General features: G+C 64.6%; 27 protein-coding genes. All 27 read right to left on the bottom strand.

The features are described from left to right. Positions 1–70 precede the first annotated feature (70 nt). Positions 71–1,207, bottom strand: coding sequence for a flagellar biosynthesis protein FlhB (gene flhB, locus A9179_RS09300; RefSeq protein ID WP_187805538.1), 1,137 nt, complete (start codon positions 1,205–1,207; stop codon positions 71–73). Positions 1,208–1,219: 12 nt separating this feature from the next. Further along, a complete protein-coding gene (fliR, locus tag A9179_RS09295) occupies positions 1,220–1,999 on the bottom strand; it encodes a flagellar biosynthetic protein FliR (RefSeq protein ID WP_187805537.1) in 780 nt (259 codons plus the stop codon). After that, entirely contained in the window at positions 1,999–2,268 is a 270-nt protein-coding gene (gene fliQ, locus A9179_RS09290) for a flagellar biosynthesis protein FliQ (protein WP_187805536.1), read from the bottom strand. The genes fliR and fliQ overlap by 1 nt, the downstream gene beginning before the upstream one ends. A 10-nt stretch (positions 2,269–2,278) precedes the next feature. Beyond that, entirely contained in the window at positions 2,279–3,034 is a 756-nt protein-coding gene (gene fliP / locus A9179_RS09285) for a flagellar type III secretion system pore protein FliP (RefSeq protein ID WP_187805535.1), read from the bottom strand. Continuing rightward, entirely contained in the window at positions 3,031–3,462 is a 432-nt protein-coding gene (gene fliO / locus A9179_RS09280) for a flagellar biosynthetic protein FliO (protein ID WP_187805534.1), read from the bottom strand. The genes fliP and fliO overlap by 4 nt, the downstream gene beginning before the upstream one ends. 7 nt (positions 3,463–3,469) lie before the next feature. Next, positions 3,470–3,946 carry a flagellar motor switch protein FliN gene (gene fliN, locus A9179_RS09275; protein ID WP_187805533.1) on the bottom strand — a complete coding sequence of 159 codons (477 nt, stop codon included), beginning with the start codon at positions 3,944–3,946 and terminating at the stop codon, positions 3,470–3,472. Positions 3,947–4,006: 60 nt separating this feature from the next. Beyond that, complete coding sequence (fliM, locus tag A9179_RS09270; RefSeq protein ID WP_187805532.1) at positions 4,007–4,978, bottom strand: flagellar motor switch protein FliM; 972 nt, start codon at positions 4,976–4,978, stop codon at positions 4,007–4,009. Positions 4,979–4,990: 12 nt separating this feature from the next. Continuing rightward, the gene (fliL, locus tag A9179_RS09265; protein ID WP_187805531.1) at positions 4,991–5,536 is read right to left on the bottom strand and encodes a flagellar basal body-associated protein FliL; all 546 of its coding nucleotides are present in this window, start codon (positions 5,534–5,536) and stop codon (positions 4,991–4,993) included. A 204-nt stretch (positions 5,537–5,740) separates the two neighbouring features. Then, positions 5,741–7,054, bottom strand: a complete 1,314-nt coding sequence (locus tag A9179_RS09260) for a flagellar hook-length control protein FliK (RefSeq protein WP_187805530.1) — start codon at positions 7,052–7,054, stop codon at positions 5,741–5,743. Between the two features lie 77 nt (positions 7,055–7,131). Continuing rightward, positions 7,132–7,482, bottom strand: coding sequence for an Hpt domain-containing protein (locus tag A9179_RS09255; RefSeq protein ID WP_187805529.1), 351 nt, complete (start codon positions 7,480–7,482; stop codon positions 7,132–7,134). 29 nt (positions 7,483–7,511) lie between these two features. Further along, positions 7,512–9,206, bottom strand: a complete 1,695-nt coding sequence (locus A9179_RS09250) for a fused response regulator/phosphatase (protein WP_187805528.1) — start codon at positions 9,204–9,206, stop codon at positions 7,512–7,514. A gap of 8 nt (positions 9,207–9,214) precedes the next feature. Next, on the bottom strand, positions 9,215–9,520 hold the full coding sequence (locus tag A9179_RS09245) for an STAS domain-containing protein (RefSeq protein ID WP_187805527.1): 306 nt from the start codon (positions 9,518–9,520) through the stop codon (positions 9,215–9,217). Positions 9,521–9,596: 76 nt separating this feature from the next. Next, positions 9,597–10,046 (bottom strand): flagellar export protein FliJ, encoded by a 450-nt coding sequence (fliJ, locus tag A9179_RS09240; RefSeq protein WP_187805526.1) that lies wholly within the window; start codon positions 10,044–10,046, stop codon positions 9,597–9,599. 3 nt (positions 10,047–10,049) lie between these two features. After that, positions 10,050–11,411, bottom strand: coding sequence for a flagellar protein export ATPase FliI (fliI, locus tag A9179_RS09235; RefSeq protein ID WP_187805525.1), 1,362 nt, complete (start codon positions 11,409–11,411; stop codon positions 10,050–10,052). Further along, positions 11,401–12,183: a flagellar assembly protein FliH gene (fliH, locus tag A9179_RS09230; protein ID WP_187805524.1), complete on the bottom strand. Its 783-nt coding sequence runs from the start codon at positions 12,181–12,183 to the stop codon at positions 11,401–11,403. The genes fliI and fliH overlap by 11 nt, the downstream gene beginning before the upstream one ends. Before the next feature lie 10 nt (positions 12,184–12,193). Beyond that, positions 12,194–13,210 (bottom strand): flagellar motor switch protein FliG, encoded by a 1,017-nt coding sequence (gene fliG / locus A9179_RS09225; RefSeq protein ID WP_187805523.1) that lies wholly within the window; start codon positions 13,208–13,210, stop codon positions 12,194–12,196. Next, a complete protein-coding gene (gene fliF, locus A9179_RS09220) occupies positions 13,203–14,888 on the bottom strand; it encodes a flagellar basal-body MS-ring/collar protein FliF (RefSeq protein WP_394354757.1) in 1,686 nt (561 codons plus the stop codon). Before fliF ends, fliG begins: the two co-directional genes overlap by 8 nt. 119 nt (positions 14,889–15,007) lie before the next feature. Beyond that, a complete protein-coding gene (gene fliE, locus A9179_RS09215) occupies positions 15,008–15,340 on the bottom strand; it encodes a flagellar hook-basal body complex protein FliE (protein WP_187805521.1) in 333 nt (110 codons plus the stop codon). Between the two features lie 142 nt (positions 15,341–15,482). Then, positions 15,483–16,934 (bottom strand): sigma-54-dependent response regulator transcription factor FleR, encoded by a 1,452-nt coding sequence (gene fleR / locus A9179_RS09210; RefSeq protein ID WP_187805520.1) that lies wholly within the window; start codon positions 16,932–16,934, stop codon positions 15,483–15,485. Between the two features lie 3 nt (positions 16,935–16,937). Continuing rightward, the gene (locus A9179_RS09205) at positions 16,938–18,152 is read right to left on the bottom strand and encodes a sensor histidine kinase (protein WP_187805519.1); all 1,215 of its coding nucleotides are present in this window, start codon (positions 18,150–18,152) and stop codon (positions 16,938–16,940) included. Positions 18,153–18,311: 159 nt separating this feature from the next. Then, on the bottom strand, positions 18,312–19,787 hold the full coding sequence (locus A9179_RS09200) for a sigma-54 dependent transcriptional regulator (protein WP_187805518.1): 1,476 nt from the start codon (positions 19,785–19,787) through the stop codon (positions 18,312–18,314). 200 nt (positions 19,788–19,987) lie between these two features. Further along, positions 19,988–20,284, bottom strand: a complete 297-nt coding sequence (locus tag A9179_RS09195; RefSeq protein ID WP_187805517.1) for a flagellar protein FliT — start codon at positions 20,282–20,284, stop codon at positions 19,988–19,990. Positions 20,285–20,312: 28 nt separating this feature from the next. Further along, the gene (fliS, locus tag A9179_RS09190; protein ID WP_187805516.1) at positions 20,313–20,693 is read right to left on the bottom strand and encodes a flagellar export chaperone FliS; all 381 of its coding nucleotides are present in this window, start codon (positions 20,691–20,693) and stop codon (positions 20,313–20,315) included. Positions 20,694–20,804: 111 nt separating this feature from the next. Beyond that, positions 20,805–21,200: a flagellar export chaperone FliS gene (gene fliS / locus A9179_RS09185; protein ID WP_187805515.1), complete on the bottom strand. Its 396-nt coding sequence runs from the start codon at positions 21,198–21,200 to the stop codon at positions 20,805–20,807. A gap of 3 nt (positions 21,201–21,203) precedes the next feature. Continuing rightward, positions 21,204–22,970: a flagellar filament capping protein FliD gene (gene fliD, locus A9179_RS09180; RefSeq protein WP_187805514.1), complete on the bottom strand. Its 1,767-nt coding sequence runs from the start codon at positions 22,968–22,970 to the stop codon at positions 21,204–21,206. A gap of 76 nt (positions 22,971–23,046) precedes the next feature. After that, the gene (locus tag A9179_RS09175) at positions 23,047–23,433 is read right to left on the bottom strand and encodes a flagellar protein FlaG (RefSeq protein WP_187805513.1); all 387 of its coding nucleotides are present in this window, start codon (positions 23,431–23,433) and stop codon (positions 23,047–23,049) included. A gap of 72 nt (positions 23,434–23,505) precedes the next feature. Continuing rightward, positions 23,506–25,125 carry a flagellin N-terminal helical domain-containing protein gene (locus tag A9179_RS23170; protein WP_187805512.1) on the bottom strand — a complete coding sequence of 540 codons (1,620 nt, stop codon included), beginning with the start codon at positions 25,123–25,125 and terminating at the stop codon, positions 23,506–23,508. Positions 25,126–25,310 lie beyond the last annotated feature (185 nt).

Genomic DNA, 25,310 nt, shown 5'->3' with positions numbered 1-25,310 from the left:
ACCCACTAGCAGGTGTAGGTCGCAGGTTAGAGCTGTCAAAGTCAGGCGACGAACGTGCCGCGCGGGCGCCTTATTCGTCGCGGCGCAGATCCGGCGGAATCGGCAGATCCTTCAGCGGCGTCGGGCGCTTGCCCTTGCCGGCGCGGAACTGCTTGAGCTGGTAGACGTAGGCCAGTACCTGGGCCACCGCCAGGTAGAGACCGGCGGGAATCTCCCGATCGATCTCGGTGGAGTAGTACACCGCCCGCGCCAGGGCCGGCGACTCGAGCAGGGTGACCTTGTGCTCCTGGGCGATCTCGCGGATCTTCAGCGCCAGGAAATCGCCGCCCTTGGCCAGCAGCAACGGCGCCTGCCCGGTTTTCGGGTCGTACTTGAGGGCCACGGCGAAGTGGGTCGGGTTGGTGATCACCACATCGGCCTCGGGCACTTTCTGCATCATGCGCTGCTCGGCCATCTGCCGCTGCAACTGGCGAATCTTCGACTTGACCTCGGGCTTGCCCTCGCTGTCCTTGTACTCGTCGCGCACCTCCTGCTTGGTCATCATCAGCTTCTGCCGCGCATCCCAGAGCTGGAACGGCACATCCACCGCGGCGATCAGGATCAGCCCGCAGGCCAGCCACACCAGGCTGCGCCCCACCACCTCGAGGCTGTGGCCGATGGCCGCCTCCACCGGCTCGTTGCCGATCGCCAGCAGATCCTGCTGGTCGGACTTGAGCACGGCCAGCGCCACCAGGAGGATCACCGCGAACTTGGCCACGGCCTTGACCAGCTCCACCAGCGCCTTGGTGGAGAACATGCGCTTGAGCCCTTCCAGCGGGTTCATCCGACTGAACTGCGGCATCAGCGCCTCGCTGGAGAACAGCCAGCCGCCCAGGGCGATGGGCCCGACTATCGCCGCGATCAGCAGCAGGGTCAGCAGCGGCTGCAGCGCCAGCAGCGCCTGCATGCCCCAGGCCAGCAGGTAGCGCGCCATGGAACCGTCGTCCAGCAGCACCTCGCGCGGCAGGCTGAAGTTACTGCGCATCATGGCCAGCATGGTCGCGCCCATCTGCGCGCCGTAGATCATCAGGCCGATGGCTCCACCGAGCACCACGGCCAGGGTGTTGAGCTCCCGTGAACGGGCCACCTGGCCTTTCTTGCGCGCCTCCTCGCGGCGCTTACTAGTGGGCTCCTCGCTCTTGTCCGCGCCACTTTCGCTTTCTGCCATGGCAGTTGCTCCTCAGCGAATCCGCGCCAGTTCGCGCAGTTGCAGCAGGGCTTCGCTGGTCAGCGTCTGGAAGTGCGCCAGGAAGTCGGACAAACCCAGCCAGAAGATCACCAGGCCGAGCACCAGGGTCAGGGGGAAACCGATGGAAAAGATGTTCAGCTGCGGCGCCGCGCGGGTCATCACGCCGAACGCCAGGTTGACCACCAGCAGCGCGGTGATCACCGGCAGCGCCAGCAACAGGCCGGCAGCGATCACCCAGCTGAGCTTGCCGGCCATTGTCCAGAAGTGATCGGTGGTCAACAGGCCCTGCCCTACCGGCAGGGTGACGAAGCTCTCGGCGAGGATCTCGAACACCACCAGGTGGCCGTTCATGGCCAGGAACAGCAGGGTCACCAGCATCAGCAGGAACTGGCCGAGCACCGGCACCGACACACCGTTGGTGGGGTCGACCATGGAGGCGAAACCGAGGCCCATCTGGATGGCGATGATCTGCCCGGCCACCGCGAACAGGTGGAAGTACAGCTGCAGCACCAGGCCGAACATCACCCCGATCAGCACCTGCTCGCCGATCAGCAGCATCGACTGCAGGCTCACCGAATCCACCTGCGGCATCGGCGGCAGGTTGGGCGCCAGCACCAGGCAGATCGCCAGAGCCAGGTACAGGCGCACCCGTGCCGGCACCAGCTGGGTACCGATCACCGGCATCACCATCAGCATCGAGGCGATACGGAACAGCGGCAGGAGGAACTGGCCCACCCAGCCGCCGATCTGCGCATTGGTCAGTTCGAGCATCAGCCGATCAACAGCGGAATGTTCTGGATCAGGTTCTGCGTGTACTCCATGAGCTCACGCACCAGCCAGGGGCCGGCCCAGATCAGGGTGAGCAGCATCACCAGCAGGCGCGGCAGGAAGCTCAGGGTCTGTTCGTTGATCTGCGTGGCGGCCTGGAACACCGCCACCAGCAGACCCACCAGCAGGCTCGGCAGCACCAGCAGGCCGACAATCATGGCGGTGAGCCAGAGTCCCTCGCGGAACAGGTCGATGGCGATTTCCGGAGTCATGTGCGCCTCGCTACAGGGTACCGAAGCTGCCGGCCAGGGTGCCCATGATCAGCGCCCAGCCATCGACCAGGACGAACAGCATGATCTTGAACGGCAGGGAAATGATCAGCGGCGACAGCATCATCATACCCATGGCCATGAGGATGCTGGACACCACCATGTCGATGATCAGGAACGGGATGAAGATCATGAAGCCGATCTGGAACGCGGTCTTCAGCTCCGAGGTGACGAAGGCCGGGATGACGATGGTCAGCGGCGCCTTGTCCGGCGAGGCGATGTCGGTACGCTTGGACAGGCGCACGAACAGCTCCAGGTCGGAGGCGCGGGTCTGCGCCAGCATGAAGCCCTTGATCGGCCCCTCGGCCTTGGCGATCGCGTCCTGCGCGGTCATCTGCTCGTTGAGGTAGGGCTGCAGGGCCTCGCGGTTCATCTGGTCGAACACCGGCGCCATGATGAACATGGTCAAAAACAGCGCCATGCCGATCAGGATCTGGTTCGACGGCGTCTGCTGCAGGCCCAGGGCCTGGCGCAGGATGGAGAACACGATGATGATCCGGGTGAAGCTGGTCATCAGCATGACGAACGCCGGGATGAAACTCAGCGCCGTCATGATCAGCAGGATCTGCAGGCTGACCGAGTACTCCTGCTGGCCCTGGGCGTTGGTGCTCAGGGTGATGGCCTTGATCGCCAGCGGGTCGTCGGCGCCGAACGCCAGCGGCGCGGCCAGCGCCAGCAGCAGGGTCAGCAGAATGCGCCAGGCGCTCATGACTTGTCCTTCTGATCCTTGCCGAGCAGCTCCATCAGGCGCTGGGCGAATTCCGGGGTGGCCGGCTCGCCGTCATTCAGCGGCACCGGCTCCTTGAGCACATGCAGCGGCGCGATGCGCCCGGCGCTGATGCCCAGCAGGATCTGCTCGCCGCCCACCTGAACCAGCAGCAGGCGGTCACGCGGGCCCAGCGCCTGGCTGGCCACCAGCTTGATCACCTGGCCGCCGCGCGGGCCGATCTGCTGTACCCGACGCAGCACCCAGGCCAGGGCGAAGATCAGCCCCACCACCAGCAGCAGACCGAGCAGCAGCTGCACCAGCTGGCCGCCGATATCGCTACCGGCCAGGGGCGCTACCGTCTTGACCGCCGGCTCGTCGGCCAGGGCCGCGAGCGGCAGGGCCAGAAGCACGCTGAACAGTTTGTGCATGATGGTCTCAGCGCAGTTTCTTGATGCGTTCGCTGGGGCTGATCACGTCGGTCAGGCGGATGCCGAACTTCTCGTTGACCACCACCACCTCGCCGTGGGCGATCAGGGTGCCGTTGACCAGCACGTCGAGCGGCTCGCCGGCCAGGCGGTCAAGCTCGACCACCGAACCCTGGTTGAGCTGCAGCAGGTTGCGAATGGAGATGTCGGTACTGCCGACTTCCATGGAAATCGACACCGGGATGTCGAGAATCACGTCCAGGTTGGGGCCGTCCAGGCTCACCGGGCCGTTGCCGAGCTTGGGCCCGGCGCCGAACTCTTCCATCGGCGCGCGCGGTGCCGACGGCTCGGCAGCGCCACCGCCCTGGGCCATCAGCGCATCGATATCGGCCTGCCCGGCATCATCCCCGGCTTCCGCCAGTGCCGCGGCCCACTCGTCGGCCAGAGCCTGCTCCTCGGGGGTGGTGTTTTCGTCTTCGTCGGCCATCGCTATTCCTCGGCTGGCTATTGTGAGTGGCGACCCGCTGGCGGGCCGTGGCGCCTGCGCTTAGCGCAAGCGCTCGATGGGTTCGAGCACCTGCATGGCCAGGTTGCCCTTGTGCGCGCCCAGCTTGACCTTGAAGGCCGGTACGCCATTGGCGCGCATGATGATGTTTTCCGGCAGCTCCACCGGGATCACGTCGCCCGGCTGCATGTGCAGGATGTCGCGCAGGCGCAGTTCGCGGCGGGCCACGGTGGCGCCCAGGGGCACGTTGACGTCGAGGATGTCCTCGCGCAGGGCCTTGATCCAGCGCTCGTCCTGGTCATCGACGTCGGACTGGAAGCCGGCGTCGAGCATCTCGCGGATCGGCTCGATCATCGAATACGGCATGGTGATGTGCAGGTCGCCGCCACCGCCGTCCAGCTCGATGTGGAAGGTGGACACCACCACCACCTCACTCGGACTGACAATGTTGGCCAGCGCCGGGTTCACTTCCGAGTTGATGTACTCGAAGTTGACGTCCATCACCGCGTGCCAGGCTTCCTTGAGGTCGATGAAGGCCTGGTCGATGACCATGCGCACCACCCGCAGCTCGGTGGGGGTGAATTCGCGCCCCTCGATCTTGGCGTGGCGGCCGTCGCCGCCGAAGAAGTTGTCCACCAGCTTGAACACCAGCTTGGCGTCGAGGATGAACAGCGCGGTGCCGCGCAGCGGCTTCATCTTCACCAGGTTGAGGCTGGTCGGCACGTACAGCGAGTGCACGTATTCGCCGAACTTCATCACCTGCACCCCACCCACCGCCACGTCCGCCGAGCGGCGCAGCAGGTTGAACATGCTGATGCGGGTGTAGCGGGCGAAGCGCTCGTTGATCATCTCCAGGGTCGGCATGCGTCCGCGGACGATGCGATCCTGGCTGGTCAGGTCATAGCTTTTGACGCTGCCGGGTTCGCCAGCGTCCTCGGTCTCGACCAGGCCATCGTCGACGCCATGCAGCAGCGCGTCGATCTCGTCCTGTGACAGCAGGTCTTGTACGGCCATGGGGACTCCCGCCTACTGCAGCACGAAGTTGGTGAACAGAACCTGCTCGATCGCCGTCTTGCCGGTTTCCTTCTCGGCCAGCTCCTGCACCGTCGCGGTGGCCTGCTGGCGCAGCATCTCCTTGCCCACCGGGGTCATCAGAGCGGCGAAGTCCTGCCCGGAGAACAGCATCACCAGGCGATTGCGCAGCACCGGCATATGCACCTTGAGGGCATCCAGCTGGGCCTGGTCACGGGCCATCAGGGCCACGCTGACCTGCATGTAGCGCTGCCGCCCCTGGTAGTTGAAGTTGACGATGAAGGCCGGCGCCACCACTTCATAGATGGCCGGCAGCTTCACCGGAGCGGCCGTTTCGCCGCTGTGCTCCTCGCTCTTCTCCGCCTCGGCGTCCTTGCTGGCACTCTTGCCGAGCAGGAACCAGGTGGCGCCGACCGAGCCGCCGATGGCGATCAGCAGCACCAGCACGATCAGAATGATGAGTTTGAGTTTGCTCTTGCCGCCCGGCTTGTCGCCGGCCGCATCGGCACTGGGAGCTTTAGGCGCTTGTTTTTTGGCCATGCCAGAAATCCGTCACTATTCAGTGTTTCTTCAGCAGTCAAAGGCTTAGGAGCAAGTGTTATGCCACCTTGTAAACAAGATAGCTTGCCCCGCCACGTCTGACACAGGCTGCCGATATACCAAGGCGCCGACCGTCTGTCACCCGAAAACGGCTGCGCCCGGTGCTTTTAACGGCACCGGGCGCAGTTATTCCCGCACGGATGGTCAGGCGTAATAGTCCACCAGCCCCCGTGGCGCGGCGGCCGTGGCCGCGCGGATCTCGCTAACCCCGGTGAGCAGTTCGTCATCAGCCGCGCTGCTACCCGCCAGGGAGTTGCCGCCCTGGCGGCGCGACTCCTCGCCACTGCCCTGGCCCTGCCAGCCGCGGGCCAGCGACTGGTCGGAGACATTGACGTCGAGTTGGGTCATGCCCTGCTGGGCGAACAGATCACGCAGGCGATGCATCTGTCCTTCGAGCTGGTCACGCACCCCGGCGTTGGGGCTGGCGAAGGTCACCTGGGCCTGATCCTTGTTCATCTCGATGCGCACTTCCAGACGCCCCAGTTCAGCCGGGTCGAGCTGGATCTCCGCCGACTTGAGGTTCTGGCTGGACAGCCACATGACCCGGTCGACCACCGCCTCGCTCCAGCCGCCCTGCTGCATGGGCACCGCCTGGCCGGGCACCAGCGGCATGCGCTGGCCGATCGCCGTCTGCTGGCTGATGGCCTGACTGAGGGCATTGAGCTTGCTGGCGATGGCATCGGCACGCGCCTCGCCCTGGATTTCGCGGCCGCTGGACAGGCTATCGAGCCCCTCCACCAGGTTCTCCGCCGTATCCAGTTTTTCCAGTTTGCCCTCGTCGGTGGTCACCGCCTCGCCGGCGAACGCCGCCAGGGCACTGGCGAAGCCTTCATCGCTGCTGACCGCTTTCTGCGCCGCCAGGGCACCAGGGCTCAACTTTTGCTGGGCAACGGCCTGGTTCTGCGCGCTGATGTCCATGGCCAGCTTGACCCCGGGCAGGCTGTTGAGCATGTCCAGCTCGGGGTCGTGGCTGGCCTCGGTCAAGGTCGCCGGCGCGCCGCTGGCGACGCCCACCGTACTCGGCAGCAGCGCCTGCACGGCCTGCTCAGCGGCCGTCTCGCCGGTGCCTTCGGTGCTGACAACAGGCGCCGCCTCCTCGCTGGGCAGCTGCCCGGTCATGGCCATCAGCAGCAGTGGATCGACCAGGGCCGGCTCGCCCTCTTCGCCCTCGGCCGGCAAGTCATTGCCGCTTTCGGCAACCACCGGCTCCTCGGCGGCAGCTTCGGCCACCACCGGCTCATCGGCCGGCGGCGCCTCTTCGGACTTGTTCTGCTGGGCCTTGGCAGCCGCCTCCTTGCGCTCGGCGGCTTTCACCTGGCGCTCTTTGGCGTACACATCGGCAAAGCTGGAACCCTCATTCTTGCTGGGTTCGGCCGAGGTGTCCGGGGCTTTCGCCGGGGCCGCCTTGGGACGAACCTCGGGCGCGGACTGGAGGAGGAAATCAGGTGCGACGGACATGGATACTCTCCGTTCAGGTTGGATCGTATCCGCAATGTAGCAAGGGACGGGCCAGCTTCTCGGTCAGCCGGAAAAACTCAGCGGCAGCGCTGCCGCTCGGCCCTCATCAGGATGCGCACGATGGCGAATTCGCGCTCGATCTGCTCGATCAGCCCGGGGGCCTCGTCCAGCCGCTCGCGGCGGGCGGCTTCCTCCAGCTGCTTGCACAGGCCCGCCAGCATGGGCGCCCCCATGTTGCTGCAACTGCCCTTGAAACTGTGCGCGGCCAGGCGCAGGGCCTGGCTGTCGGCGGCGGCAAGCGCCTGATGGAGGTGGCGCTGGCGCTCATCCGAGTCGGACAGGAAGGTATCCAGCAGCACGCAATACTCATCTTCCATGACGTCCTGCAGGGCCGCCAACACGTTCTGATCGAGATGGATGTCGGACACCAGCTCACTCCTTGATCGAGGAGCTTCGATTATGCCTGAGCCTTCCAGCAAAACTCCACGCTGGCGCCCCGCCCGTCCGCCGCCCACTGACACTGGTCGGTCAACTGGCGAATCAGGCGCAGGCCGCGCCCACTGAGGCTGTCGGCGGCGCGCTCGACATTCAGCACCCGGGCCAGATCGAAGCCACCGCCGCTGTCCTCGACGCTGACCCGCAGGCGGCCACCGCCATTCTCCTGCACCACCTGCAGGTGGAAGCGCACGAAGCCCTGCTGCAACCCCTGCAAACGCTCGCCACGCTCACGGTAATAGCTGGCAAAGCCACTGGCATTGCGCTTCAGGCTCGAGTCCAGGCCCAGCACACCGTGCTCCAGGGCATTTGAATAAAGCTCGGCCAGCACCGTGTACAACGCCCCACCCTGGGCCCGCAGGCCCTGCACCTCCAGCAGCAGCTGGAGGAGGAACGGCAGCGGGTTGAAGCGCTTGAGGGTCTCGGCGCGGAACTCGAAGCTGGCCGACCAGTCCAGCGGGCTGCTCTGGCCGCTGTCGGTAAAGGCCAGCGGCGGGCGGCTGAGGCTGCCTTCGGCGACCTGACACACTTCGAGCATGCTGACGTCGTCCTGCGCCTCGCCGCGAAAGGCCGCCAGCGCCGCTTGCAGCTCGTCGAACAGGCGCTCGGGGGCATGCCCGGCGGCAAACACCGACTGCAGGCGCTGCTCGCCGAACATCTGGCCGCTGGCGTCGCAGGTTTCCAGCACGCCGTCGGAGAACAGGAACAGGCGATCACCCTCCTCCAGCGCGAAGACCTCGATGCTGTCGTTGAACGAGGTCGGCTCCAGCACGCCGAGCGGCAAATGGCGCGACACCAGCGGCACCCGCTCGCCGCTGGCATGGCGATACAGGTAGCCATCCGGCAGGCCGCCGTTCCACACCTCGACCACCCGCCGCTGGAAACTCAGGTTGAACAGCGTGGCGCAGCAGAACACCCCGATCGGCAGGATGCGCTTGAGCTTGGCATTCATCTCGCGAAGGATTTCCGTCATGGAAAAACCCTTGGCGGTCATGCCGTAGAACACCTCGGCCAGCGGCATCGCCCCGATTGCCGCCGGCAAGCCGTGGCCAGTGAAGTCGCCGAGGAACACATGCATGCCGCCGGACGGCTTGAAGGCGGCCAGCAGCAGGTCGCCGTTGAACAGGGCGAAGGGGGACTGCAGGTAGCGGATATTGGGGGCGTTGAGGCAGCCGGAGTGAGCCACCTTGTCGAACACTGCCTTGGCCACCCGCTGCTCGGTGAGCAGGTGCTCGTTGTGTTTGGCGATCAGGTCGCGCTGCTGCAGCACGGTGTCGTGCAGGCGACGCAGGCGATCCATGGCGCGGATCTTGGCCTCGAGGATGACCCGGTTGTAGGGCTTGGCGAGGAAGTCATCACCCACCTCCAGGCAACGCACCAGGGCCTCGCTCTCGGTCAGCGAGGTGAGGAAGATGATCGGTACCAGCGCGTCGCCGGTGGCATCCTTGATCCGCCGCGCGGCCTCGAAGCCGTCCATCACCGGCATCAGCGCATCCATCAGCACCAGCTGCGGACGCTCCTGGAGAAACAGGGTGAAGGCCTCCAGGCCATTGCTGGCAGTGAGCACCCGGTGCCCTTCGCGATTGACGATGGTGGACAGCAGCATCCTGTCCGCCGCGTTGTCCTCGGCGATCAGGATGGACAGACGCGTGGGCATGCTGGCGCTCAGCCGATCTGGAACAGCTGTTCGAAATTGGAAATCGAGAGAATCTTGCGCACATCCGGGTTGCAGTTGACCAGACTGATGCGCGCATGATCGCCGCCAGCGTGGTCGCGCAGCAGCAGCAACATGCCCAGTGCCGAACTGTCGAGGTAGGTCGCGCCCTTGAGATCGACCACATAGCGCTTCGGTGTGGCGCTCACCCGCTCGTAGGCATCACGAAATTCCTGATGCGCGGAAAAGTCGAATCGCCCCTGAATGTGGATGGTCAGTTCCTGTCCGTCGCTTGAAGACAGCGCGGTAATGGCCATGAAGCACTCCTTGTGGATTTTATTCGGCTGGGCTTGGAAAGATTTAGCACCCGGATGGGGTCGCGGCAACCGCCAATCAGCTCTGATCGCGATTGGGCAGGCGCTGGGCCAGCTCATCGAGCAGTTTCTGCTCGCGCCGATCCTCTGCCAGACGCGCCTCGTCGAGGTAGCGCTGCACCAGTTTGCGCAGCCCCTCCAGACGCGCGTAGCGCTGCTGCCAGACATCGCGCGCCTTGCGCAGGTTGTCGCGGTGCCAGTTGACGGTCTGCAGCTGCTGGCCGATGGCGGTTTCCAGTTGCGAGAGAAAACGCTGGTAGTTCATCAGCCACTGCCCGGAGACACCCTTGCTGCCCTCGGTGATCCATTGCTGCTGGTAGTCGCCGCGGTAGCGCTCCAGCTCGCCCAGCTGCATCTCGGCCTTGCTCAGCAGGCCCTGGCAGTGGCCCAGCTGGCGCGCGGCCTCGCGCTCGGCGCGTTCGGCCATCTCGATCACCGGCGCCAGGCGCGCGGCACGGCTATTGGCCATGGATCAACCGCCGGCCGCCGTCGGGTTGAACACCTGGGCCAGCTGCAGCTGGCTGTCGCTCATGCCCTCGCTCTCGCTCAGGCCCTGGCGCAGGTAGCGGGCCATGGCCGGCTGGCGGGCAATCGCCAGGTCGGTATCGGCATCGCCGCCCGGCACATAGGCGCCGACACTGATCAGGTCGCGGCTCTGCTGGTAGCGCGACCATAGCTGTTTGAAGCGCTGGGCCAGCTTCATGTGCTCGGCGCTGACCACCTGCGGCATGACCCGGCTGATCGAGGCCTCGATGTCGATGGCCGGGTAATGACCTTCCTCGGCCAGCCGGCGCGACAGCACGAAGTGGCCGTCGAGCACCCCGCGGGCAGCGTCGGCGATCGGATCCTGCTGGTCGTCGCCCTCGCTCAATACGGTGTAGAACGCGGTGATCGAGCCGCCACCGGCTTCGGCGTTACCGGCACGCTCCACCAGGCGCGGCAGGCGGGCGAACACCGAGGGCGGATAGCCCTTGGTCGCCGGCGGCTCGCCGATGGCCAGGGCGATCTCGCGCTGGGCCTGGGCGAAGCGGGTCAGCGAGTCCATCAGCAGCAGAACATTCTTGCCCTTGTCGCGGAAATACTCGGCGATGCGTGTGCAGTACATGGCCGCGCGCAGGCGCATCAGCGGCGCGTCGTCGGCTGGCGAGGCGACCACCACCGAGCGCTTGATGCCCTCCTCGCCGAGGATCTCGTCGATGAACTCCTTGACCTCGCGACCGCGCTCGCCGATCAGCCCGACCACGATGATCTCGGCCTCGGTGAAGCGGGTCATCATGCCCAGCAGCACCGACTTGCCCACGCCGGTACCGGCGAACAGGCCCAGACGCTGACCACGGCCGACGGTGAGCAGGCCGTTGATGCTGCGGATGCCGACATCCAGCGGCTCGCTGATCGGGTGACGGTTGAGCGGGTTGATGGTCGGGCCGTCCATCGGCACCCAGTCCTCGGCCTTCATCCCACCCTTGCCGTCCAGGGCGCGGCCGGCGCCATCCAGCACACGGCCGAGCATGGACATGCCCATCGGCAGGCGGCCGGTGTCCGGCAGCGGCACCACACGGGCGCCAGGGGCGATGCCGGCCAGACTGCCAACCGGCATCAGGTAGATCTTGTTGCCGGAGAAGCCCATGACTTCCGCTTCCACCTGCACCGGATGGTAGCTGTCATCGTTGATCACCAGGCAGCGGCTGCCCAGGGCCGCGCGCAGGCCTTCGGCTTCCAGGGTGAGGCCGACCATGCGTAGCAGACGGCCCTCGACCACCGGCTGGCTGGGCAGCTCGATGGCCTCGCTGTAACCGGCCAGGCGCTTGGCAAAACTGATGCGATCAAGGCGCACGGGGCGGCTCGAGATCGAGGTGGAGATCCGCTTCCGGCGGATTGGTGGTCTGCGCCCGCTGCTGCTCGAACAGCTGCTTGAGGGCCAGGGCCAGGCGGGTTTCGACGCTGGCGTCGATGCGGCTGCTCTCGCTCTCGACCCGGCAGCCGCCCGGCTGCAGCGACTCGTCTTCGAGGATGCGCCAGCTTTCCTCATGGCGCTCGCGCAGGGCCCTGACCAGTTCGAAGTCCTGCGGGTGAACATGGATGCGAATATTGCTGGCGCCCATCGGCAGCAGCTTGAGCGCTTCGCGCAGGACATGGCGGATCTGGCTGGAGTCGGTGCTCAGCTCGCGCTGGATGACCTGGCGGGTCATCTGGCTGATCAGCTCGACCAGCGCCTGCTCGAGCTCCTGATCCTGCCCGGCGATGGGCTCCATCAGGTTGCCCATCAGCTGCTCCAGCTGCGCCACCTTGGCGGCCAGAGCCACTTCGGCTTCCTGCTTGGCCTTGAGCTGGCCGGCATGGAAGCCGTCCTTCTCGCCGGCGGAGAAACCTTCGTTGTAGGCGTCCTGGCGAATCGCCTCGAGCTCGTCGAGAGTCAGCGGCTTGACCGCCTCGACCTCCACTTCCTCGATCTGCGGCTCCGGTTCCGGCTCCGGCGCGGCCACCACTTCGGGCTCCGGCTCGGCCAGCACCTCGACCTCGGGGTCGAAGCTCGGCAGCGACCAGCGGTCGAAGCCGCTGACGTCCTTGGCGCGAATCAGCTCGCTGGGCGCTTCCTTGGGTGCCATGGTCGCCGCCTCAGATCATCGCTTCGCCACCGGCACCGCCGAGGACGATCTCGCCGGATTCGGCCATGCGCCGGGCAATGGTGAGGATTTCCTTCTGCGCCGTCTCCACTTCGCTGACGCGCACCGGGCCCTTGGCCTCGAGGTCGTCGCGCAGCAGCTCGGCAGCGCGCTTGGACATGTTCTTGAAGACCTTTTCCTTGATCGCCTCGTCGGCGCCCTTGAGCGCCAGCACCAGGATGTCCGAGGACACCTCGCGCAGCAGCGCCTGGATGCCGCGGTCGTCGACATCGGCCAGGTTGTCGAAGACGAACATGAGGTCTTCGATCTGCCCGGAAAGGTCTTCGTCGACCTCGCGGATCGAGTCCATCAGCTGGCCTTCCAGCGAGCTGTCGAGGAAGTTCATGATGTCTGCCGCACGCTTGACCCCGCCGAGGTTGGCGCGGGTGGTGTTGGCGCTGCCGGAGAACTGCTTCTCGAGGATCTGGTTGAGTTCCTTGAGCGCCGCCGGTTGCACGGTGTTCAGCGAGGACACGCGCAGGACGATGTCCAGGCGCACCTTGTGGTCGAAGTGGCTGAGCACTTCGGCGGCCTGGTCGGGGTCGAGATAGGCGACCACGATGGCCTGGATCTGCGGGTGTTCGTAGCGGATCACGTCGGCCACGGCGCGCGGCTCCATCCACTTCAGGCTGTCCAGGCCGCTGGTGCTGCCGCCGAGGAGGATGCGGTCGATCAGGTTGCCGGCCTTGTCCTCGCCCAGGGCCTGGGTGAGCATCTTGCGGATGTAGCTGTCGGCGCCGACGCCGAGGCTGGTCTGGTCGCCGACTATGTCGACGAACTCGCCCATCACCTGCTCGACCTGTTCGCGCTGCACGTTGCGCATGCCGGCCATGGCCACGCCGACCCGCTGCACTTCCTTCGGCCCGAGGTGACGCAGCACCTGGGCGGCATCGGTCTCACCGAGCGAGAGCAGGAGAATGGCGGCCTTCTCGACCTTGTTCAGCTTGGCGGCGGGGCGATTGTCACTCATCGGCGTTGATCCACTCTTTCACAACCTGGGCGACGCGGCCCGGATCTTCCGCCACCAGACTCTTGATGGCGTTCAGTTGTGCATCATACCCCTCCGAGGGGCTCGGCAGCAGGATGCTTTGTGGGCCACCCAGGCTCACCCGGTCGGCCGACAGCTCGCCTTCCAGGCCCCCCATGTCGCCCAGCTCGACGTCGCCGCCCTCGCCGTCGCCCGAACGCGCCGGGTTGGCAATGTTCTTCATCACCGGGCGCAGCACGAACCACACCAGGATGAAGATCATCAGTGCCGGCAGCAGCTGCTTGAGCCCGCCCATGGCCATCAGGAACAGCTCGCTCTGGTACCACGGCACATCGACGCTGTCGCCAGTGTCGCTGGTAAACGGCGCGTTGATCACGCTGACGCTGTCGCCACGGCTGGCATCGAAACCCACCGCATCCTGTACCAGGCGGGTGAAACGGGCCAGGTCCTCGGCGCCCCAGGGGCTGTGGCTGACTTCGCCGGTTTCGGCATTGATCTTCACCTGGTCATCCAGCACCACCGCCACCGACAGGCGCTTGAGGCGGCCCTGCTGCTGCTTGGTGTGGCTGATCGAACGATCCAGCTCGAAGTTGCGGGTGGACTGCTCGCGCTTGTCCGCCGGGTACGGTGCCAGCTTCGGCTGACCGGTGGCCGGATCCATGATCTGCTGGCCGTTGGCGTCCAGCAGCGGCTGGCCGGCGGCCACCGGGCCGGCCGGTGCCGGCGCGGCCGGAGCGGCCTGCTGCGGAGCCGAGGCGGCGCCCGGCGGCTGGTTGCTCAGGGCACCCGGCACGCCTTGCGGCGGCAGGCTGCTGGAACGCTCTTCATTGACCTTCTGCTCACTGCGCAGGGCCGGCTGATCCGGGTTGAACATCTCGGAAGTCGACTCGACCGCACTGAAGTCGACATCGGCAGACACTTCCGCCTTGTAGCGGCCATTGCCCAGCACCGGCTCGAGAATGCTCTGCACGCGCTGGGTGAACATGCTCTCCATGCGCCGGGTGTAGTCGAACTGCTTGCCGGCCATGGTCAGCTCGGACAGCTCCTGCTGGTCGGACAGCAGGTTGCCCTTCTGGTCGACCACGGTGACCTGCGACTTGGTCAGTTCGGGCACGCTAGTCGCCACCAGATTGACGATGGCCATCACCTGGCTTGGCTCCAGGGAACGGCCCGGGTACAGCTCGACCAGCACCGAGGCGGTCGGCTTGCGTTCGTCGCGAACGAACACCGAGCTTTTCGGGATGGCCAGGTGCACACGGGCGGCCTTGACGTTGTTCAGGCTGGAGATGGTGCGGGCCAGCTCGCCCTCCAGGCCGCGGCGATAACGGGTCGCCTCCATGAACTGGCTGGTGCCCAGGCCCTGCTCCTGATCGAGAATCTCGAAACCGACGTTGCCGTCGCTCGGCGCCACGCCGGCAGCGGCCAGCTTCATGCGAGCCCGACCGAGGTCGTCGGACTTGACCAGCAGTGCCCCGGAGTTCGGCTCGACGGTGTAGGGAATGTCGGCGGCGTTGAGGGTTTCGACCACCTGGTTGGTGTCCATGCCCGACAGGTTGCCCAGCAGCGGGCGGTAATCCGGCTGCTGCGACCACAGCACCACGGCGAAACCGATCGCCACACTGGCGGCCAGGCCGACCAGCAGGCCGATCTGGCGCAGCATCGACATGTCCGAGAGGTTTTCCAGGAACGACAGACCGAACAGCGGTTTCTTTACCGCCTCGCCCGTGGTTGCCGGTACGTTTGCTGCGACTGCTTCAGCCATGTCTCAAATCCGCCCCGTTAAACCGGCATCTGCATGATGTCTTGATACGCCTGAACCAGCTTGTTGCGTACCTGGGTCATGGCCTGGAAGGACACGCTGGCCTTCTGCGAAGCGATCATCACATCGGTGATGTCGGTGCCGCCCTGGCCCATCTCGAAAGCCGTGGCCAGCTGGGTAGCCGCCTGCTGGGTTTCATTCACCTTGCCCACGGCCTGGCCGAGCATCTCCGAGAAACTCGGCGCACCCGGCTCCGGCGCGGCAACTGCCGCTGGCTTCTGCTTGGCCATGGCTTCCATCTGCATGGAGCGCATTTCCAACATCAGGCGATTGAATTCGACACCCTGGCTCATGACCTTCCTCCGACGTCCGCGGTTTTTTGACGCTTCGCGGCTCTATGCAGGGGTTAGAGCAACAAGGATGCCAACTCTCCAGAAAACAAAGGGCCCGCACGGGGCGGGCCAAGAGAGGGTCTTGCGTAGAACTCCGGGATGATCAGCTGGCGTACAGGTAGGCCTCGACATCCATGCCTGCGTCACGCATCTGCGCGAGCTTATAGCGCAGGGTGCGCGGGCTGATGCCCAGACGCTCGGCGGCTTCCTTGCGGCGGCCGCGCTCGGCGCGCAGGGTATCGATGATCAGCTGGAACTCGCGGCGACGCAGGTCTTCACCAAGGGCGCCGGCCGCTTCGGCCTGCGGACTTTCCAGCGCCACCGGCACACTGGCCAGGGGAATCACCGGAGCCACCGGTGCCACCGGTGCCACCGGCGCCACCACCGCCAGGCTCACCGGCGACGGCGCGCTCGGCGCCATGCCGATCGGCGCGGTCAGGCACAGGTCGTGCGGCTGGATCTGCCCGCCCTGTTGCAGGATCAGTGCGCGCTGGATGGCGTTGTCCAGCTCGCGCACGTTGCCCGGCCAGGCATGCCCGAGCAGCGCAGCGCGGGCCTGCGGCGAAAGCTGTACGGCCGCATGATTCATTTTTTTGACGTGCTTGGCCAACAGCCGCTCGGCCAGCGGCAGAATATCGGCGGGCCGTTCGCGCAGGGCACGCCAGGCCAGCGGGAATACCGACAGGCGATAGTAGAGGTCTTCACGGAAACGCCCCGCCGCCACTTCGCCCGCCAGGTCGCGGTTGGTGGTGGCCAGCACACGGATATCCAGCTCGATCGGCTTGCGCGCCCCGACCCGCTCCACTTCGCGCTCCTGCAGCACGCGCAGGAGCTTGGCCTGCAAGCCCAGCGGCATCTCGGAAATCTCGTCGAGCAGGATGGTGCCGCCGTCGGCCAGCTCGAACTTGCCTGGCTGGGCGGCAATGGCGCCAGTGAAGGCGCCCTTCTCGTGGCCGAACAGGGTGGCCTCGAGCATGTTGTCCGGAATCGCCGCGCAGTTGATCGCGATGAACGGCTTAGCGGCACGCGGCGACTGCTGGTGAATGTAGCGTGCCAGGACTTCCTTGCCGGTACCGGACTCGCCGGAAATCAGCACGGTGGAATCGCTGCGCGCGACCCGGGCGGCCAGCTCCAGCAACTGCTGGCTGGCCGGCTCGCTGGCCACCGGGCCGTCGCTTTCGGCCACGCTCGGGCGACCCAGGGCATGGCGGCCGACCAGATCAAGCAGCGTGCGCGGTTCGAAGGGTTTGACCAGGTAATCGGCAGCGCCCTGGCGCATCGCCTCCACGGCACGCTCGACGGCGCCATAGGCGGTCATCAGCAGTACCGGCAACTGCGGGTAGCGCGCGCGGATCTGCCCCAGCAGCTGATGGCCATCCATGCCCGGCATGTTGACGTCGCTGATGACCAGGCTGAACACCTCCTCGCCCAGGGCCAGCAGGGCATCCTCGGCACACTCCACCGCGCGGTAGTCATGGCCGCCGAGCAGCAGCGTATCGGCCAGCGCTTCGCGCAGGGCACGGTCGTCTTCGACCAGCAGAACCTTGGCAGTCATGGCTTACTCCTGAAAAACCGGTTGTGCCGCCGGAATCAGCGGCAGAACGAGAATGGCGCAGGTGCCGCGGCCCACCCGCGAACGCAGCTGCAACTCGCCCTGATGGGCACGCACCACCGCCTGCACCACGGCCAGGCCGAGGCCGGTACCGGTGGTCTTGGTGGTGAAGAAGGGTTCGCCCAGGCGCGCCAGGGTGGCCTTGTCGATGCCCGGGCCGCTGTCGCTGACGCTCAGGCGCAAGGTACTGCCACGCGCATAGAGATGGATCTTCAGGCGGGTCTCGCGACCACCGGCCTGGATCGAGTTCTGTATCAGGTTGAGCACGGTGCCGACCAGGGTATCGCGGTTGCACAGCAGGTCACCGCCACGGGCGTCGCACTGCCAGCGCACCTGCATGCCCTGCACATGAGGCTCGGCAGCCGCGCGCAGGGCCTCGAACAGTGCCGGCGGTGCCAGGCGATCCGGCAACGGCAGCTCGCCGCGGGCGAACACCAGCATGTCGCGCACCTGGTGTTCCAGCTCGTGCAGGCGCTCCTTCAGGCGTCCGGCAAAGCGCTGCTGCTGCTCCTGCGGCAGCACCTGCTCGGACAGATGACTGGCATACAGCAGCGCAGCGGACAGCGGTGTACGGATCTGATGGGCAAGCGAGGCAACCATGCGCCCCAGGGCGGACAGGCGCTCGTGGCGCGACAGCTGATCCTGCAGGCGACGGGTTTCCGTCAGGTCAGTCAAAAGCACAAGCTGCCCCGGCTCGCCATGCAGGGAGCGGGTGGCGATGGACAGCCGGCGGCCATCCTTGAGGGAAATCTCGTGACCGTCATCCTTGCGCGGCGCGAAGTTGGTGGCGATCACCTGGCGCCAGAGCATGCCCACCAGCGGCTTGCCGAGCAGGCTGCGGGCTACCGGGTTGGCCTCACGCACCACACCCTGGCCATCGATCACGATCACCCCGCCTGGCAGCAGATCCAGCAAGCTCTGCAGGCGATGCGCCAGGCGCTCCTTCTCTGCCAGTTCCTGCATGCGCTGGGCACTGACCAGGGCCAGCTGGCCCTTGAGCTCGCTGACGCGCGCCTCGAGCATGCTGTAGGAGCTGCTGAGCTGCGTCGACATCTGGTTGAACAGGGCAAAGGCCTGCTCCAGGCTGGCGCGACTGGTCTGCTCGACGGCGGCGTCGGCGACGTTCTCAGGATTGGCGGGCTGTTGCGCTGCTGGGTTCATGCTCTTCTCTCTGCTGGCAAACCGTCAGCAGACGGTCAGTCAGAAGAGTCTTAGCAATCCCCATGCCTAAAATAATATCTATATTTATCAGCAACTTAAAAAATAAAGCCGGAGGCTGTGTCAAAGCTCCGGCTCTATGGGCGGGTTCGGCGACGGACTTCAGTCCTCCTCGCCGACCTCCTCGTCGCGACGACTCATGCCGTACTTGCGCATCTTCTCAACCAGCGTGGTGCGGCGAATGCGCAGACGTTCGGCGGCACGCGCCACAACCCCGCCGGCGTCGTCCAGCGCCTGCTGGATCAGGCCCTGCTCGAGGTTGCCGAGGTAATCCTTGAGATCCAGCCCCTCCGGCGGCAGCATCGCCGTGTTGGCTATGCCCGGCAGGCCGGCGCCGATCGCCGCGCGCTCGTCCAGTTCCTCACGCAGGCTGATGGCCAGCTGCTCGTCCTCGTCGTCGACATGGCGGAATTTCTTCGGCAGCTCGCCGACGCCGATCACACCGTAGGGATGCATGATCGCCATGCGCTCGACCAGGTTGGCCAGCTCGCGCACGTTGCCCGGCCAGTCATGCCGGCACAGCGACATGATGGCGGCGGAGTTGAAGCGGATGGAGCCACGCTTCTCGAACTCCATGCGCGAGATCAGCTCGTTGAGCAGCAGCGGAATGTCTTCCACCCGCTCGCGCAGTGGCGCCATCTCGATCGGGAAGACGTTGAGGCGGTAGTACAGATCCTCGCGGAAGGTACCCTCCTCGATCATCTTCTCCAGGTTCTTGTGGGTAGCGGCGATGATGCGCACGTCCACCGACTGGGTCTTGTTGCTGCCGACCCGCTCGAAGGTGCGCTCCTGCAGCACGCGCAGCAGCTTGACCTGCATCGGCAGCGGCATGTCGCCGATCTCGTCGAGGAACAGGGTGCCACCATTGGCCAGCTCGAAACGCCCGGCACGGCTGGTGATGGCGCCGGTGAAGGCGCCCTTCTCGTGACCGAACAGCTCGCTCTCCAGCAGCTCCGCCGGAATCGCGCCGCAGTTGACCGGCACGAACGGCGCTTCACGGCGCTTGGAGTGATAGTGCAGGTTGCGCGCCACCACTTCCTTACCGGTGCCGGACTCGCCGAGGATCAGCACGCTGGCCTCGGTATCGGCCACCTGCTGCATCATCTGGCGCACCTGGTGGATGGCACGGCTGGTGCCGACCAGGCTGCGGAACAGGTTGGGCTCGCGCTGACGGCCGCGCTCGCGGGCCTGGTCGTACATCTCGCGGTAGACCTGGGCACGGTGCAGGGAGTCGAGCAGCTTGTTGTAACTGGGCGGCATCTCCAGGCTGGCCAGCACCCGGCGCCGCAGGTCTTCCGGCCACTCGGCCGGAGCCGGCTCACCGATCAGCAGCAGGGGGAGGTTTTCATCCCAGGCGCCGAGCTGCTTGAGCAGCTCCAGGGTGCCTCCCTTGGCGCCGACGTCACCCAGCAGCACATTGAGCACCTCGCGGCTGGACTCCAGCTTGCTCACGGTCTCGCGCCAGTCATTGCTGCCGCAGGACAGGTGATCTTCGCCCAGGAAACTGAGGATCACCGCCAGATCGCGGCGGCGCTCACTATTGTCGTCAATCAGAAGGATCTTGGTTTCGCGCCACATCTTGTTCTGGTCTGGCTCGCAGGCTGGAAAGATAGATCGCCCGACAAAAAGGCAGGCGACACCGGCAATTGGCCACTAGTAAAGTCAAAAATCAGGCGTGAGTCAATTTTATGACGTAACTTTTCTGCGTTTTTTTCAAAGAAATCCAGGAAAAGTTACAGCGACTGCGGAAAAGAGCAGAAGCCGAGGCTCGACGAGCCTCAGCTGAACAGCTGGTAAACCTTGGCGCCCTGCTGCGACTGGTTGAGCTGAACCAGTTCGGCCGCCAGGCGGCGCTGTTCGGTTTGGCAGATGGTCACCAGCTCACGATACAGATCGAGCAGCTCCTGCATGCGCTCGCGCAGGATGCCGTCATCGTTGACGGCCTCCACCATCGCCTCATCGACGGCCTGACGGCACTGCGCATCGAGCGCGCCGATAGCCGTCCAGTCGCGCCGCGCAAGCGCATCACGCAGGGCAGTACCGGTCGCTTCGAGACGTTGAACAGTTGCGCTCATGGCATTTCCCCTCGAACCGCAGACGGCATCAGTGGCTGATGGCATCCCAGCCGGTCTTCACGTTACGCAGCAGATCGGCGACTTCATCGATCAGGGCCACATCATTATTCAGGTTGGCCTCGCTGAGGCGAGAAACCATGTACTCGTAGAGGCTGTCCAGGTTGCTGGCGATCTCGCCGCCCTGCTTCTGATCGAGCCCCTCGCGCAGGCCGCCAATGATAGCAATGGCCTTGCCCAGAAGCTCACCCTTCACCGCGATCTGCCCGTGCAGCATGGCGCCCTTGGCCTGAGCCAGACGCGACAGGCCGCCTTCCATCAGCATCTGGATCAGACGATGAGGGCTGGCATCGGCCAGCTGGGCCTGGGTATTGACGGTTTGATACTGCCGAAGGGCCGCCATCGCGTTCATGATCACTCCACTGAGAGTATTGCCTGGATACATCATTTGTATCGGCAATGTGTCGGCCAGCTTTAGCGATCAACAGGGTGACGAGAACAAAAAAACCGCTCCCACTACGCTTTATTCGGCGACAGCAGCGGGCTCTACTTCGGGGCCAATGGCATCCCAACCAGACTTGATCTGCAGCAGCAGCTTGTGCACTTCATCGAGGCTGCGCGGCGTGCTGTCGAGGGCGACACCGGCCAGGCGGCGGGTCATGTAGTCGTACAGGGCATCGAGGTTTTCTGCGATTTCGCCGCCGAGCTGCTTGTCCAGGCTGGACTGCAGCACGCCGAGAATGGTGATGGTCGTACCCACAGCCATGCCACGAATCTCGGTATTGCCTTCCGCCAGCGCCTGGCGTGCCAACAGCACACGCTCGATGGCGCCATCGAGCAGCATCTGCACAGCGCGATAGGACGATACGTCCTGACTGGTCTTGACCTGTTTGTAGGTGTCGATCGGTTTCTTGCTCATGGCTTAAGAACTCTGCTTCACGAAGCCTGGCAGACTGGCCAGCTGGCTCGTCAGGCTTTCGCTGGTTTTCTGCAATTGGGCAACCAACTGATCCATTGCCGTGTACTGGGCCACCAGACGCTCCTGAACCTTTTCGATCCGCAGATCCAGCGCCTCGCGCTGGTCGTCGATATCCGACAAGGTGCTCTGCAGGGACGTAGTGCGCTGATCGAAAATACCGCCAGACTTGAGGTAGTTGTTGAGGTTGCTGTCCAGCCGCGTCATCAGGCCGTCATCGCCAGCAAAATACTCGGCAACCTGGTCGTAATTGTTATCCAGCGCCGTAGTCAGCTTGGTGTCATCGATCTTGAGGGTGCCGTCTTTCTGGGTGGTCACGCCCAACGAGGCCAGGGCACCAATCCCGTCCGTGCCGGTCATTTTCACCAGCTCGCTACGCAGGCCGGAAACCAGACCGCGCACAGTCGGATCCCCCACCAGGGCGCCAGCCACTGGCGCCTCGTCCTCGCCAACCGACACCACAGCGGTGAGCTGGGAGGCAGTGGACATCAGGGTGTTATAGGCATCGACGAACTTCTGGATATTGCTTTTGACCGATGCCTTGTCCATGCCGATGGTGATATCCACGGTCTTGCCCGCGGCGATATCGGATGCGGTCTGGGCACTGGCCAGGTTGAGGGTAACCCCGTCGATGGCGGTGGTGACCGAGTTGCTGTCACTGATCACTTCCAGGCCATCGACATACAGGATCGCCGACTGCGCCTTGTTGATCAGGCCGCCAGCACCGGTCGTGGAGTTCGGCCCGGAGACCTGGACAGTCGCACCGCTGGCCGGATTGAGAGCCGTCAGATCATTGCTGCCAGTGCTGCCACCCGTCGAGGTGGCACTGACACTCAGATCGGAACCGCTGGTGGAGCTGATCTTCAGCGAGGCGGCGCCGGAAGAGTCGGTTTCGATGACCGCCGAAACCCCCTGCCCTGCGCCCGCCAGATTGATGGCATCGCGCACGTTCTCCATGGTGTAACCATCGCCCACCACCACGCTAAGGTTGGTGGAGCCGGAGGTAATGGACAGATCGCCAGCCTTGAAGGTGGCGGTGGAGCCTGCAGCAAAACTCGGCAGCTGGAGGTTGTAGGACGGTGTGAAAGCCTGGGTGGTCAGCGCCACGGTTCCGGTGGTCACACCATCTTCGGTGGCAGTCACTTTAATATCGTTGCCGTCCCCAGCCTTACTGGAGGAGAGCACCAGTCGCGAACCCGAGGCGTCACTGACGATGGTGGCACTGATGCCTGCCGACTTGCCCGCGGTGTTGATGCTGTCACGCAGGCCCGTCAGGGTATTGTTGCTGGCGGTGACGTCCACATCGAAGCTGGCCGAACCGGCGGAAATGGTCAGGGTGCCGCTATTGAATTTGCTCGTGCTGCTGGAGGCCACGGACTGCAGGGCGACCTTGCTGGTTGTCGCCAGTTGCTGCACCTGCACGCTGTACTTGCCAGCCGCCACCGTGCTGCTGGCTTTGGCAGTCAGCACACTGGAACTGCTGGAAGAAACCGTACGCCCCTCGAAGAGCGAGCTTTTGTTCAGCCCCTGCACGGAGGTCTGCAGAGCACTCAGAGCCCCCTTGAGGGTACCCAGTGCCGAAAAGCGCGAGGTGGTGGTTTTTTCGAGACGATCCAGCTGCTGGGTCTTAGGTGCCTTCTCGGCACTGACCAACGCTGAAACGATGCTATCGATGCTGTCGATACCCGAACCGACGCCCAGTATTCCAGCCATGTCTCACCTCGCCAAAAATATGACTATCAACACCTTGTGAGTGCTTAACAGTCAAAAGCCGTGCCAACGCACTGCGTCAGGCTTCGGCCTTGAACAGCAGACTCCTCACCTCCTCCAGGCTTTCTGCAAGCTGCAGCGCCTCTTCGGAAGGGATCTGCCGGATGACGTCACCGGAGCTGGCGTCGGTGACCTTGACCACCACACGCCCGGAGCCATCTTCCAGGGAAAAGTTGATGTTGCGCCGTACCGACTGCACAAACTCTTGGATCGTGGATACCGCACTTTCGACCTGCTCACGGGAGATATCTTCCGGATTCTCCGCAGCGGCCTGCGTCGCCCGCTCCTCACTTGCACTTACCGCGCCTGCCACACCAGCAGCCTGCTGGGGAGCAGCCTCTGTCGAACCAGGGCGAACCGGGGTAAGGCCGAGATTCAGCGAATTCTTGATTGAGCCGACGTCCATACAATTCTCCTCACAATGAGGTAGCGGGGAGAAGAGCTGAGCCCTTCCCCCCGCAGTCTAGCGCGTTTGCCCTTACTGCAGCAGGCTGAGTACAGCCTGCGGCAGTTGGTTGGCCTGGGCCAGGATGGCGGTACCGGCTTGCTGCAGGATCTGGTTTTTGGTCAGTTCCGAAGTTTCAGCAGCGAAGTCGGTGTCGCGGATCCGGCTACGGGCAGCAGAGGCGTTCTCGGAGATGTTCTGCAGGTTCGCAATGGTGTTGTCAAAGCGGTTCTGCACAGCACCGAGCTGGGCGCGCTGGCTGTCGATGTTGGAGATCGCGGCACTGATGATGCCCAGAGCGTTCTGTGCACCGATGGCGGTACCGATGTCGACGGTATCCACAGCTTCCAGGGCGCTGTACACACTGGCAGGCTGGTTGCCACCGTCGATGGTGTCGAAGTTCTCCACTTCGAAGGCATCCGGCGACTCGAAGCGCACTTGGCCCACGCTCACCGCACCATCGGTACCGTCACCAGTCAGGGCAGCTACAGCACCGACGGTGTCGCTGGCGTCTTCGGTATCGGCGATGCCGTTGTCACCGTTGAAGGCCATGCTCTGCAGCTCAGCAGCGACGGTGGTAATAGTACCCGCACCATCATCGGCAGAAGCGGTGAACTCGGTGATACCGATGTCGTCGCCGTTCTCGCTGGTCAGTTCCAGAGTACCGTCGTTAAGTACCTTGGCGCTGATACCGGTGCGGCCGGTTTCCTTGTTGACGGCATCGGCCAGGCCGGACATGTCGCTCCAGTCGGTCATGGTGGCGGTGATGGCAACACCATCGTCCGACGAAGCATTGTTGGAGCCGTAGAGGGTGAAGCTGATGGTGCCGGCAGTCTCGGTGTTGGTGAACTGACCACCACCGTTGGCCTGCAGGCGTGCCACGGTACGGGCATCGGCAGTCACACCGGTGGAGCCGGAGACATTGTTCACCGCGGCAGCCAGCTCACGAGCGGAAGTACCGTCGGTCAGGGCCACGGAAGCGGTGCCCAGCTTGCCTTTCAGGGTCAGGCCGTCGGTGGTGGCCGGCGAAGAGGCATAGCCTACGTCGGTGGAAGTTACTTCGGCGTAACCGGTGACCACGGAGGCAGCAATACCAGCCTGCGAGTCAGTACCGGCAGCTACGGTGCTGTTGAAACGGCTGGCGCCGATGCGCGAAGCAGAGGCCGCACCCACGGAAACACTGATGGTTTCGAAGGCGTTGGCACCGACCTGGAAGCTCTGCGAACCGAAGGTACCGTCGAGGATCTTACGACCGCCGAAGCTGGTGGTGTCGGCGATACGGTTCAGTTCTTGTTGCAGCTGGGACACTTCGTCCTGCAGAGCGGCACGTTCGCTGGCACCGTTGGAGCCGTTGGCCGATTGCAGGGCCAGGTCACGCATACGCTGCAGGATGCCGGTCGACTGTTGCAGCGCGCCTTCAGCGGTCTGCGCCAGGGAGATACCGTCGTTGGCGTTGCGGGTGGCAACGTTCAGACCGTTGATCTGGCTGGTCAGACGGTTGGAGATCTGCAGACCTGCGGCGTCGTCCTTGGCGCTGTTGATGCGGTAGCCGGTGGACAGGCGCTGCAGGGAAGTGTTCAGGCTGGAAGAAGAAGTGTTCAGGTTGCGCTGAGTGTTCAGCGAGGCAACGTTTGTGTTGACTGTCAGGGCCATGGTGAGTGCCTCCAAAGGACCGTGCTACTAAGTTTGTCTGAGCTTGCGAGCTTCGGGCCTGCTTTGCTCAGACGCCCCATAAAGTTCGCATTCGGTAATCTTATCGGCGCTACCGGGAGCAACTTTAGGCGGCTTTAGCAAGGAAATTCGATTTTTTTTATCGCTTTGGAAACAGTCACTTACGC

This window comes from Pseudomonas alcaligenes, from assembly GCF_014490745.1.
GTDB classification, from domain to species: Bacteria; Pseudomonadota; Gammaproteobacteria; order Pseudomonadales; family Pseudomonadaceae; genus Aquipseudomonas; species Aquipseudomonas alcaligenes_C.
This window is presented reverse-complemented; position numbering and strand designations above follow the sequence as displayed.